We start from the raw sequence: 12,615 nt of genomic DNA on the forward strand, positions 1-12,615 counted from the left end.
AAAATGGCCTGTCGGACATGGGAAAGCGGGAATTTTTCGGGACGGCAGAGGGCCGGTTACAAGACAGCGACCCGATTTATTGAACTGCAAAATTTTAGGCCGTTCCCGTCGTTAGGCATCAAACGTCGTTATCTCGGCCAGCGTCAATTGTCGGGGCTTACCGTTTTGATGATTTGCCGGAGACCTCGGTGGGTAACCGTTTGGGGACACGTTCTGTGCGCTTCTAGCGCAAGCAAAAAACTACTCTCGCGTTGTGCCCTCTTTCAGGACGCGGCCGAGCACCGTCTCGGCATCGGTTGCCGGCACGAAGACGCGGGTCCGGTAGGCGATGATCTCTGTGAAGCAGCCTAGCGATTTAAGCCAGGGCAGCTGCGAGGCGGGTGCGTCCACGATCTCCACCCTCGGGTTGCCGTTCACGATCGAGCGCCTGAGCGTCATCGGGAACGGCCGGACGACGTCGACACTGCGGCCTGAGAGGACCGATCGTGCGATCGCGTCGACCGGTAGATCGTCGGTCTTGGCAATCCCGAGCTTGGTATAGAGCTGGACGACGTGCTGATCGAATACGAGGCGGCCTAGCCACGAATTGCCATGCGCGTCCGCAATTCGGTTCACCGCGAGATGGTCTGACGGTAGCGCCGACCAGATTGGTAGCAGCAGGCCGGTTGCCAGACGGATCGTCTCGGTATCGAGTTGACCCGCCGCGTCGGCAACCTCTGCACTCCATTTGGCCTCGAAGGTTCCCCGGTCAACGACGTCCCATGCCGTTTCCAGCAGATCGGCCTCGCGCAGATACTCACGCCGGCAGGGACGCTGCAGTTCGATGCGCGCGATCGGCTGACCATCGTCGTTCATCCACGACCGCGCACGCGTGCGCAGCGCGACGCGCCCCGACCGGGCGTTGACCACGAATACAACGTCGTCCTGCCATTTCGCGAGGTCGAGGATACGCTCGAGCGAGATGGGGTTCTTGCGGCGCGCGATCTTGATCGTGAGAAGGTGCGACGTCGCGCCCGACAGGGGATCAGTGCCCAGCAGCGTGTCGTCGAGGACCGTCGCTGTATCCGCGGTGATTGTTTCGACGCCGACATCGAGAGTGCCGGCTTCTCGGGCTGCGGCGACGCGGGTTTCGACGAGTGCCAGAAATTCGTCGAAGATCAGGTTCTGGAGGCCGATCGGCAGAGCCAGCAAACGGTTAAGCCAGCGCTGGATGGGCGGCAGCTCCTCCTTCAGGACGCCGTCATTGTCGTGCAGCTCGAGGCCGGTGCGCGAGCAGAAGTCATCCATCGTTGTGCTGGTCAGCTTGCCGCTATCGAGGAGGGCGAACCATGTCAGGAGTGCGTCCTTGGCATACTCGCTTTCGAGATTGTCGGCCGGATCGAACAGGTTTTGCCCGCCGGTCTGCCGCTGACCACGCGTGAGCGCTCCAAGGCTGTCGAGGCGCCGCGCGATCGTCGAGGTGAAGCGCAGTTCGCCCTTGCAGTCGGTGGTCACCGGCCGAAACAGCGGTGTCGTCGCCTGATGGGTACGGTGCGTGCGACCAAGCCCCTGGATCGCGCGATCGGCACGCCAGCCTGGTTCGAGCAGGAAGTGAGCGCGCTGCTGCTGGTTCTTCGCATCGAGGCTGGCATGGTACGAGCGCCCGGTGCCGCCAGCGTCTGAGAACACCAGCACCCGCTTGGTGCCGGCCATGAACGCCGCGGCCTCAACCTGGGAGGACCGCCCCGAGCGGGTCTCGATCTTCTGGCGACCGTCCGACGTCGGTACGAGACGCCGCGAGCGCCCCGTCACCTCGGCAACCATGTCGGTGCCGAAATGCTCGATCAGCGCGTCGAGGGCGGATTTAATCGGAGGCAGTGCGCAGATGTGCTCGAGCATCTGGTCGCGCGCGGCGAGCGCGTCGGGGTTATGGACCGGGTTGCCGAACTCATCGCTCATCGGCGCCGAGCGCGCAGTGCCGGTGTCGTCGGTATAGGTCTGCATCTGCCGCGTGGGGAACGCCCGCATCAGATAATCGGCGATATACTCGGTCGGTGACAAATCTATCGTAGGATCCGCGCGCTCTTCGGCCGACATCTGGGCCAGGCGGCGGTCGAGGATGGCCTCGGCAGTCGTGACCAGCTGCAGCACCACGGACTGGTCAGCCTTCAGATGCTGTTCGACCGCGGCAATGACCGTCGGGAGCTTCATCGAGAGCAGGACCTGCCCGAAAAAGCGCTGCTTGGTCGATTCCAGCCGCGAGCGTGCCGAGGCCTTGGCACCACTGTTGAGCGTCGTCTTCTCGAACCCGTCGACGACGCCCGTCAGCTCCAGCGCCTCTTCCATGTTCTGGTGAATGACGCTCCAGGCCTTGGCATAGGTGTCGTAGATCTCGATCTGCGCTGGCGTCAGCACGTGCCGCAGCACGTCATACTCGACGCCGGCGAAGCTCAGCGCGCGCGAGGTGTAGAGACCAAGCGCCTTCAGGTCGCGGGCTACCAGTTCCATTGCCGCGATCCCGCCTTTACGGATTTCGGCAATGAACGCTTCACGGTCTGCGAACGCAGTGTCAGGTCCCCACAGGCCAAGTCGCACCGCGTAGGCGAGGTTGTTTACGTCGGATGCGCCGGTTGCCGAAGCGTAGAGGACCCGGGCACCGGGCAGGTTGTTCTGAAGCAATACACCGCAGATACCCTGCTGAGATCCTTCCTTCTTGCCCACGGCACCCTCCCCACCGGCGACGCCGCCCATCTCGTGCGCCTCGTCAAAGGCGATCACCCCGTCGAAGTCGGAGCCGGCCCAAGCGAGGATCTGCTGCAGGCGGCTATGGTCGGAACGCATCGAGCGCAGCGTCGGATAGGTGACGAAGAGCACGCCCTCGTCCAGTTTGATCGGCTGGTCGATCTTCCAGTTGGAGACCGGCTGTACGTCGCCCGACATGCCACCGAGCGCCGTCCAGTCGCGACGCGCGTCTTCGAGCAACGGTTCGTTCTTCGACACCCAGATATGTCGGCGACGACCCTGTAGCCAGTTATCGAGGATACACGCTGCGACCTGTCGGCCCTTGCCCGCCCCAGTGCCGTCGCCCAGAAAGAAGCCCTTCCGGTAACGGCTGCCCTCGGGTTCGATGGTGAGCCCGACGCCCTCCTTGGCAGGCTTGAACGCCCCGGGGAGCAGCTGACCCCAGGCATGGCCCGCATAGACCACGGTCTCGAGCTGCGATGAGGACAGCATTCGCTCCGTTACGGTCCGCTCCGGAAGGTGGGCAATGTACGTCGGAATCGGTGCGGGTATCGAACCCATCGCCACCGACTCCACCAGCGCGGTCGGGTGGTCGCCGGCGACGTCGAACACGATCCGGCTTGGCCGGTAGGGAAGATAGCAACCGACCTGGTCGGCCAGCGGTGCGGCCGTAGCCAGGGTTCTGTAGCTGACCGGAAGTACGTTGTTGCGCACCGGTGCGTGATAAGTGCGAGCGACCGTAGCCCTGGCCTGCCGTGCCGCGCCGAACAGGCTGGGTTTGGGCACCGGCAGTGCCGCTATCGGGGTATCAGCCACCAGCGAGGCCCGCGGCGGGATGGTCACGGCGTCGAGGAAACCCGCGACCGAACTGCGCTGGATGACAGTGTGCGAGGTGCCGCCTGCCACCTTGTCGATGACGTACAGCCGCACCGCGATATCGGTGCCGTGCTTGCGGTAGCAATGCTCCAGCCGGAGCGAGGTGCGAACCATGCAGCCGGTCAGCACCGCCTCATAGGCTGCTTTCAGCCGTGCGCTCGGTGCGAACCAGTCGGGCATGATCGCTACCACCCGTCCGCCCTTTGCGAGCCGCCGGATCGCAGCCTGCAGATGGCGGAGTGCGGCAAGATCGTCGGCGCCGCGACCGACGCTGCGCGAGAAGGGCGGATTCATTATCACCACGGTCGGCTTCGGCAGTCGCGCGTGCAGACAGACCAGCGCCGCGCCGTCGTGACCGGTGACGATCGCGTCCGGGAAAATGCCGGCGAGGCGGTCGCGGCGTTTCGTGTCGATTTCGTTCAGCTGCAGGCTGGCGCACGCCGGTGCCTGGACGATCAGGAGGCCGTTGCCGGCGCTGGGTTCGAGGACGATGTCGTGCGGACCGATCGCGGCCATCAGCACGGCGATCGCCGCGATATCGACCGGCGTTGAGAATTGCTGGAGGTCGATCTGCTCTTCGCTGCGGACCGTCTGGGTCGGCAGCATCGCCATAATCGCCGACGCCTGTGCCACGTCAGCCATGCCATTAAGCTGGTACGGCCGCGACGCGAGATGGAGCGCAATGCCGTGTTCGAGCATCTCGAAGCTGTCGCGCTGCGTCCAATGACCGTCGGCGTCCGAGCCGCCAAAGGCCGCTGTCATCGCCTGATTGAGATCGCGGCGGGCGATCGGCGTGCCCGATGCCAGCAACCCGGCAATGCGTGCCGCGGCACTGTGATCGGTGACGGGCGGAAGATCGAGCAAATCGAACATGGCAGGTTCCCTCAGGTTGCACTGCCAATCCGACAGCTCACCGCCTCCCTCCCTCTCCCCTCTTTGCCGCCTCGAGCGCTTCGGCCCAGTCCTTGTAGCCCACCGGGTAATCGACCTGGATGACACGACTATCGGATGCGAAGCGGGCAATGCTTCGCGCGACCGCACGGCGTCCGGCAAGATCATTATCGCCCGCGAGGATCAGCTTTGTAACGCTGTCAGGGATCGTCACTAGATCGAGCCGGCGCGATCCGAGCGTTGCCCAGCAAGGTAGTCCGCGGATCCGGGACCAAGCCCGCGCCGTCTCGAATCCTTCAGCCAGGCCAATGGTCGCACCCAGTCCGCCGCCCCGCCATGCCCCGGTACCAAGCGTGCCGAGCGTCGCCTTCTGAGAATAGCCTCCATCGGGCTTCAGGAAGATGCGCTGAAAGGCGACCAGGCGCTGCGCTTCACGGACCCCGATCAGCAGTGCCGGCTTGAAGACAGTCATGGGTTTGGGACCTAGCGGACAGCGCGGATGGAAGCGGACGTCGGTTGGCACCGGCAACAGTCCTCTCGAGGCGAGGTAGCGCTCGGCCAGGTTACCGGAGACACTTACCGCCTCCCTCCACAGCCGGTCGATGTTGGCCGTACCCTTTGCCTGGGCCGGAACGGGCGGTTCATAGCGGCGCCCGATTGGTATCCGGTCCAGCTCACGCAGGATGTCGCCGGCGTCGCACCCGGCAAAGCAGGTCACCAGCATGCCGCGGTCACCCTGCCTGATCGAGAGGCTTGGTGTACCGTCGGTATGCGCGGGGCACCGACACATCGCACTGTTCCCGTGCCAAGTGCCGCCAAGCGCGCCGACCAGATCGACGAGGTGCTGGGATGGTCGATTGGCGATGATAGCCATATCCGATACCCTTTAGCGCGCACCGGCAGGGACGCCGGCGATCGCGTAGAAGGTCTTGTCACGATTGAAGTAGCTGGCGATCTCCTCGACAGCCGCTTCCGGGTCGGATGGCAGATCGCGCCCTGTCTTCGTCGTCACATAGGCGGCCAGAGCCTTTTTGGCGGACATCTCGCTCGGATGGAAATCCAGGTCGTCCTTGGCGCCGTGGTCCCTTATGAAAAGGACGTACTTGGTCATGGCTACAGGCCTCGTGCTGAAGGCTGCCTTTTCCGGCCGCCCTGGGATGGAAGGTTAAGGCCGCTTTCCGCGACCCTTTTTTTACCCTCCCTCTCCACTCCAATTTTTTGACGGACTAAGTGGCGCACCGTCTCATTTACCAGCTGCTAAAATCTCGCCGCTAAGCTGCTCTTGGAACTAGAATCATTCTGCGCAGGTTTGTCGACCGCGCCCTTTTTCATTCGAGGTGTCGATGAACCAGTTTTCGCAGGTCGAGATTGCCAACTGGATCGCAATTTATTTGGCAGCGGCTATGTGCTGCGCAATCGCTATGGCTATGTCAGTCTCCGTGACGGTCCACGGTTTGTACCGTGACAAGGCATGGGAAGATGTTCGTAGTGTTTGTGGAGCCTTACTTTTCCTGCCAAAGGCGTGGTGGCGCTGGCAGAAGCTGTATCTACTGTCGACACCGGTAACGCTTGGAATCGTTAGTTATTTCGCTGCAACGATGACTTGGAGCTGATCGCTCAGATATCCAGAACCCGAAGCAGTTTGGTCGACGCAGAATCCTGATCCATTTCGGACCTATCTAGCGTCACGAGTTCACCCAGGACTGCCATGCGAGGGTGTGTCACCGCCTTGGCAGCTTCGTACTCATCGCTGTCAAATCCCATCGCCTCCACCACCACCGTCCGCAATTCCCCCGTCATTCGCGACCTCGCCTCCAGAACGAAGTCCGGCCGGCAGGGGCCGTTTGGTGTCATTGAATCGAAGAGCGGCTTGCTGATTGCCATGTCTACACCCCGGGCATGCAACACGCGCTGGGTATCGAGGATCGCGCGTAGCGCCTTGCGCTCGAAGTCGGACTCGACAGGCACGAACATACTTCCGTTGTAGATCGGCTGCGCATAGGCGCGCAGGGGCGCATAACCGCGCGCCTCGGGATATTCGCCAGTGACGACAAGGACGATGTACGGTCCGCTGATGTGGTTACCCCGGATCGAGGGCGATTGGACGCGCGTCGCGATGGTGACCGGTTCACCGTCAGGCACATGGATTTCATTGCCTTTGATCGCCTTTGCATAGAGCGCCACGAAGCCTTGCGGAGCATGCGTCTTGGGCCACTTCGGCGCCAGTGCGCGTAGTGTGCCATAGACCGTGTTCGTCTCGAGGGGGCGCGCGTGTGTCCAGAATGCCCTGGCCAGCTCGACGCCCGGCGCGATCTCGATCTTGGCAGCCGCACGGCCGAGCGATGCAAACTCTTCCCTGATCGACCATTCATAGCCCATACCCAACGGGGGAATCGTATTGCAGCCGGCGCTGTCGAGCAGGCGCCATAGAAGGCGCGCGAGCCGCGGGGTCGAGGCGTTGCGGGTCCGATCGTCGAGACTGTCGTCCTCAGGCCGCTGTGCGAGCTTCTCCGGCGCTGGTCGCAAGACCTCGAAAAAGCCTGAAGGTGGATCGGTCGGGGTGTTGTGAGACCTGACCTCCGTGATGCGATTGGTGGCCTGGTCGCGGAAGAAGGGGCAATCGGTGCGGTGCTCCGGCCGCTTGGTGCTGGTCAACCGGCGCAAATAGTAGGTTTCGGCTTCGGAGAGGTAAGCCGGCGTCAGGATGGGCGGGGCCTTACCCGGTCCCAGACAGCCGCAGGCGATCCAGCGATGTCCGATCCGGGCATTCTGGACGAGCGTCACGCCAGCTTGTTCGTCATGGAACGAGCCGTCGCCGACATACCAGCGCACCAGCGCCTCATGCAGGGATGCAGGCAGCGGGATCCGATCCCCGTTGTTTCCGTCGGTATCGCGGTGGATCAACCACATGTTCGAGTGACCTTCAGGCGCTGATTGGGACCAGTTTCGGCAGGTCTGGTAGTCTTGACAAGCACAAACCGGTTCACCTCAACTCTTGGATATCAAGGTCAATGGGGGTTTTCCGTGCGTTATCCACTCGCTGCTGCTGGCCTTTGCGCCGCTCTGATCGTCGGTTCGCAAGCCGGTGCCGCTCCAAAGGGCCCAGCGTTCCGGAAGGTTCAGCTGATCTCGATGACGGGGAGCCTGCCCACCGAAGCCACGAGCTTTTTGCCCGAGATCCCTCCATCAGCGGCAATAGTCGAGGCGTCGCCGCTGCCGGACGCCTTTCAGGTCCATGATCTTAGTCGCAGCTACGTTCAGTTCCGCATGCAGCAGGAGATCGCTGCAGCGGGGGTAACCCCGGTGGATGCTCCTATTATGAGTGGCGAGCCCACGGGTGTTGCGGCGTTTTCATCTATCGAGGTTCCGGGCTGGCTACGCCGCGGGATCGCCGTCCAGCCCGTCTCGTTCAAACCCGGTTGCGCTCCGCTGTCCTATCGTCCGTCAGGGTTTCTTGCACCGAGTGCGGAGGCGCGCCGTGCCGCCTACTATGGGATGATGAGCGCGGTGGCCTGCGAGAATGGTATCCCGACCGGCTTGTTCGATGCGATGATTATCCGCGAGAGCGGGTACAATCCGATCGCGACATCTACGGCGAACGCCTACGGCCTCGCGCAGCTGATGCCGGGGACGGCGGTTGGCCTCGGCGTCGATCGGTATGATCCGCTGCAGAACATGCGTGGTGGTGCCCGTTATTTTCGGCAGCAGCTTGATCGTTTCGGCCAAGTTCACTTGGCGCTGGCCGCCTATAACGCAGGTCCAGGTCGCGTGCACGGCGGCATGGTCCCGCGCATCACCGAAACACAGGCTTACGTCTCAGCCATTATCGCGAACTGGTCGCGGCTGACGTCGCCAGCTCGCTCGCCTTCCCCGATCTATAATCGGTCAGCGGGCTATACCAAGGTCGCCGCGATGCAGCGCTTCTAAGTAGAAATTGACCTCTGCTTAGGCTTCATGCGAACCGATGTAGTGACGGATTTACGGCGACGACCAAGCGAGTCTGTTCGTTCGCCGGATACGACCTCGATCAAGCTAACGTCATACTCTGGTAGCCGGTTTTCTGCTTCAATACTCTTGAGAAGCTGCTTTAGCCGTTTCATTGGACCCATAGAACCAATTTTGTGATGAAGCTCCTCAAGATTGATGTCGATTGGACCAGCTTCGCAGTAACAATGGGCAATTTCGTAAAGACGACGTTCGATTGCACCCAAACGAAAATAGTCATGGTGATAATGGTAGATGCGCTGATCACGTTTGATTGCGCGGTATAGCCAATTGCATGGGCGGACGCGCACATAGCGAAGGACTTCGTCCCCGTTCGCCATTTTCTCGTACTCGACCTGCGCCTCGGACAGCCACGAGAACCAGCCCCGGTCGATTTTTGATCCGGTCTCGATATTCGTCTTTATCTGAGTGCCTTGAAGGCGTTCCAGCGCTTCACCGAACCGCCGGTAATCGCGTACCGACGGTCGCTCGACTCCGGTAATGCGAAAGAAGTCATGAGCTGAAAAAGTCACGTCCTCATCTGAGATCTGGCCATCAGCTATCGCCTGCGCAACGAGGGAGGCAACATACAGAAGGATTTCCTTGTCCCACATTGTCGCAACACCGGTTGCGCTTGGCCGGATTTGAATGGTCACCTGGTCATGCTTGTACTCGATAGGCTCAAGGTGCGCATTCTTCGAAAGCACGAAGAACGGGTAGTCCATGATGCTCCGCTCGCCGCGGACTTTTCCGTGAAGCGGGCTGTCCATGTCGAACAGTGAAATCTGCCGCGCTATCGCTGGTGATTTCGCCATCATCGATCCCCTTTGCAATACACCCCCTTCTTATCATTCTATCCTCTAGAATCACCCCTAGTCGAACATAGGGTAACTGAAAGCACGAGCTTTGGCGGTTCAATCGGTCGCGATCGCCGGATCTCGTCCGGGTACAACGAAAGGAGACGCTAGGCCTCGTGCTTTCGGTTACCCTATCCTCACTCACAGCAATGCCGGCCCGACCCGACTTCCAGACCTCAACGCCGTCGCCAAAAGCTGGCCTACGGATCGAAGGTCTAAGCTGCTCGATAGCGATCGGACTGGTTGCCTTTTGGCGTGGTCCTTCAGGCCATGAAAAGTCCGCCCCAAGTTCAGTTTTCCCGAGGCGGCGTTCTTATTCATTCCGCGAAGATACGCTCCGGGGCGGTCGACATCGCCTCGAACGTGTTTATGGGCCGTCGCGATGACCGAGGCTGCCGCGCCTTTCTGACCCATTAGTCGACAAGCCTCATGCCAAACATTGGCTGGGATTGCAGCCTGGGCAATGAGCCTCTCGGCGTCACCGATGATAATACCCCATGTCATTTGCTCGGGAGGACACGAAATGAACTCGGGAGCCACGGCGGCAATAAAGCTCGGATCAACGCCGTGATGGGCTAGGTCCGCCTCGACTTCACTTTGTGGCTCGTTGTTACGGACGTCGTAGCCTCGCTCACTACTGGGTTCCGCCAAGCCCCTACAGTACGTTGCTTTAGCAATGGGTGGTTGTTTTGTAGTTGTATAGTGGGTGTCGTTTAAGACGCCCGAGGGTGAATCTTTTACCGGCCCCAGTTCCTCGTTATCCCTCGCTGAAACCGTCCTAATGCGCTCATCGAGCGCTGCCGCATGACCTTCCAGCTTTAAAACACACGCCTGGAGCAGGCGTTCATCCCGAACCTTCCGCATCTGGTGAGTAGCCAACTGAGTGCTTTCGATGATGCCGGTTGCATCGACACCTCCGATCTCCTCGTCGATGATAAGCTGCACCAGGCTGCTGATGCGGCGGCGGGCGGCGGTAAGACGCTTTCGAAGAACATTTATGCGCAAGTCCGCCTCTGTCCCCTCGTCAGCTATGCGGACGAATTCATCGTAGCGCACGCCAAGCGGACTAAGATCTATCCCGTAAGCATAGATCAGCCGGCCGTCTTTTCCCCTTGCTCCGATACGCTTGCCATTGGCGCTGTCGCGGTGTGCAACCAGACCCCACCGCGTTGCACTGTTCAGCAGCTTTTGAAGCTGCCGAATACCAATTCCAAGCTTTTGACTGAGCGTTTCGTTAGAGGGAAAGACAATCGGGCGCTGTCCTTCACTCCAGTCTACCTCCCGCGACCAGCTCATCAGTGTGTCAACCGCATGCACAAGGCGAGATGGTACACCAATATAGGGAGCCGCACGTTTAAAAGCTGTTAGAACATGCCGATGACTTACGCGTTCGGGAAGCCCGGAAAAGCCTTCAGCGATCCGTCCAGTCGATGCTGTGCGTTCGTCTACTCGCCGATGGCCAGCCCCTGGAGCGAAGGTAATAGAATTCATTCGGAGAACCCCCTTGGATTTCCGTGCGGACGCAGAAGTCCGTGGCGCGCTAGGCACGCATTCCCGCTGCATCATCGTAATCTGGCTATGCCGCTGTTGTTACGCAGCACTTCCGAAATTCCGAAAGCTCCGACCTATTGCCGGGCTTTTCTTCTTTGCACGGCATTCCCTCAATTAGGTTTCGCGAGGCCAAGCGACCTCGAGATCGCCTCCCGTGATTCCGGACTCGGCGATAGCGACAGCCTAAACGGCAGCGGCATGGGAAGTCGCTCGCGTTGGCTCGTGCTTTCGGTTTCTTTGACGAGGAAATTCTCGTGCTTTCAGTTTCCGTATGTCGGACGCACCAAAAAAAGGGCTTCACTAGATAGAGTAACTGAAAGCACGAGAGGCACGTCGCCACGCGACGCGCCTCTCCCTCGCCGAGAGTAGCAGCTTAGAGTATCGCTCGTGCTTTCAGTTACCCTATCTCACTTAGTCCGCGAGAGGGGGGAAACGGTGCCATCCCGGCATAACCAAACGAGCCGTTTGGGACCCGTTATTCCTCCCCAAACTCGTCGAGCCGTTTGGACCGGCGCATACCGATTTTTTGGTATTCCACCTCTATGGCTCGTACTATCAGCTCTTGAGCAGCTTCGCCGTGCTCAGGTCGAACATCGTCAAAACCGAGACCGTCAACATGCCTTACAACGGTAATGATCTGCTCAGGAAGGCCGGTCACGACGCCGAGTACCATTGATATGACCTTCAGGAGGTCTCTTAGTTCGACTCCCGCCTCGTTTTTTTGGAGCAGATCCTGAGCATACATTGCTTCGATTTTGCTGATACCCAATGCCTCGAGGATAGCTGCTATCTCAGGCATCTTGAGAGCAACACGCTTTTCGACCTTACGGTGAAGCCCGTCATGGAGACGGCTCCGACCGATTTTTGTCAATGTCGCCAGTTCCCTGACGCTTAGCCGTGCAAGGTCCATCCTGGCAAGGATGTAATCCTCTAACTCGAAACTCGGAATTGCCCCCGCTGGGTTTTCCGCCCAACTTCGCGTCGCTTCGCCCATCGCCATTCTCCCGGCTGATGACTTATGGGTAGACTCACCAAATCGTAAAAGGCAACCCTAAAGCTGGTTCGAAACAAGTGGTTATGGCCGTTTAGGTCGCAACGGAATGACGTTCGCATCTTTCTTCTTCAAGAAAACGCGATAATTTTCGGCCTCAGAAGCGGAAAGCCCAAGCTTTGTGAGAACCTCCGTAGCATTCCGTTCAACAATGAGGTCAAAAAGTATCAGCGACACAGCGTCAGCTAAGAGAACCTTTTGCCCGAGTGCCTCACCAAGCGAGAGTGCAGCTGCCTCGATCGTGCTGGCGCTCGTCTCTAGGATAGAGAAGTCAATCTCGACCTCCCCCTCGCTCGAAATTATGCGAAGATGGTTTCGCATGTCCTCAGCGTCATAGCTATTTACCAAGTCGGAAGCACGCTCGGCGCGTTCGTCTATGACCATAGGCAAAGAATAATACGAACGATGCTTGTTCGACAGAAGTCTGACACCTTCGGTGGTCAGCCGGAAATAGTGATCCGAGACGGAAATATAAAACGCCTTCTCAGCCGTCACTTTGGTCAACCTTCAATCCCGGGTCCACTCCGGACCCTTGCATACTCATAAAAGGGGAAAACCGCATTCTGCAGCATAACAGCTAAACCAGTTACGATCTGGATGCCAAACTAGATGACCAGGTACCCCAAAACAGGCCGCCCGCGTTTTTCGGGCAGGTGCCCTGAAATTCCGGGCGGGCGCCCGGCC

10 protein-coding genes are annotated in these 12,615 nt (G+C 60.0%); 2 read left to right on the forward strand and 8 right to left on the reverse strand.

The window, feature by feature from the left end:
• Positions 1–240: 240 nt before the first annotated feature.
• The 3 genes from U1737_RS08035 to U1737_RS08045 are packed head-to-tail and all read right to left on the reverse strand — an operon-like array spanning position 241 to position 5,599.
• The gene (locus tag U1737_RS08035) at positions 241–4,470 is read right to left on the reverse strand and encodes a strawberry notch-like NTP hydrolase domain-containing protein (RefSeq protein WP_332796324.1); all 4,230 of its coding nucleotides are present in this window, start codon (positions 4,468–4,470) and stop codon (positions 241–243) included.
• Positions 4,471–4,507: 37 nt separating this feature from the next.
• Complete coding sequence (locus U1737_RS08040; RefSeq protein WP_332796325.1) at positions 4,508–5,362, reverse strand: DUF7146 domain-containing protein; 855 nt, start codon at positions 5,360–5,362, stop codon at positions 4,508–4,510.
• 12 nt (positions 5,363–5,374) lie between these two features.
• Positions 5,375–5,599, reverse strand: a complete 225-nt coding sequence (locus U1737_RS08045) for a hypothetical protein (RefSeq protein ID WP_332796326.1) — start codon at positions 5,597–5,599, stop codon at positions 5,375–5,377.
• A gap of 232 nt (positions 5,600–5,831) precedes the next feature.
• On the opposite strand from U1737_RS08045, the gene U1737_RS08050 reads away from it, so the two are divergent.
• Positions 5,832–6,101, forward strand: coding sequence for a hypothetical protein (locus U1737_RS08050; protein ID WP_332796327.1), 270 nt, complete (start codon positions 5,832–5,834; stop codon positions 6,099–6,101).
• 4 nt (positions 6,102–6,105) lie between these two features.
• Here the strand turns inward: U1737_RS08050 and U1737_RS08055 are convergent, their stop codons facing one another.
• The gene (locus U1737_RS08055; RefSeq protein ID WP_332796328.1) at positions 6,106–7,398 is read right to left on the reverse strand and encodes a DUF8535 domain-containing protein; all 1,293 of its coding nucleotides are present in this window, start codon (positions 7,396–7,398) and stop codon (positions 6,106–6,108) included.
• A 24-nt stretch (positions 7,399–7,422) separates the two neighbouring features.
• On the opposite strand from U1737_RS08055, the gene U1737_RS08060 reads away from it, so the two are divergent.
• The gene (locus tag U1737_RS08060) at positions 7,423–8,415 is read left to right on the forward strand and encodes a lytic transglycosylase domain-containing protein (protein ID WP_332796329.1); all 993 of its coding nucleotides are present in this window, start codon (positions 7,423–7,425) and stop codon (positions 8,413–8,415) included.
• Here U1737_RS08060 and U1737_RS08065 read toward each other — a convergent pair.
• The 4 genes from U1737_RS08065 to U1737_RS08080 form a co-directional block, all read right to left on the reverse strand.
• Positions 8,412–9,287: a replication initiator protein A gene (locus U1737_RS08065; RefSeq protein ID WP_332796330.1), complete on the reverse strand. Its 876-nt coding sequence runs from the start codon at positions 9,285–9,287 to the stop codon at positions 8,412–8,414. The genes U1737_RS08060 and U1737_RS08065 overlap by 4 nt on opposite strands.
• Before the next feature lie 183 nt (positions 9,288–9,470).
• Complete coding sequence (gene repC, locus U1737_RS08070; RefSeq protein ID WP_332796331.1) at positions 9,471–10,820, reverse strand: plasmid replication protein RepC; 1,350 nt, start codon at positions 10,818–10,820, stop codon at positions 9,471–9,473.
• Between the two features lie 535 nt (positions 10,821–11,355).
• Positions 11,356–11,874 carry a hypothetical protein gene (locus tag U1737_RS08075; protein WP_332796332.1) on the reverse strand — a complete coding sequence of 173 codons (519 nt, stop codon included), beginning with the start codon at positions 11,872–11,874 and terminating at the stop codon, positions 11,356–11,358.
• Between the two features lie 81 nt (positions 11,875–11,955).
• Complete coding sequence (locus U1737_RS08080) at positions 11,956–12,435, reverse strand: hypothetical protein (RefSeq protein WP_332796333.1); 480 nt, start codon at positions 12,433–12,435, stop codon at positions 11,956–11,958.
• Positions 12,436–12,615 lie beyond the last annotated feature (180 nt).

It is taken from the genome of Sphingomonas fucosidasi (genome assembly GCF_036663855.1).
Classification (GTDB): Bacteria; Pseudomonadota; Alphaproteobacteria; order Sphingomonadales; family Sphingomonadaceae; genus Sphingomonas; species Sphingomonas faeni_B.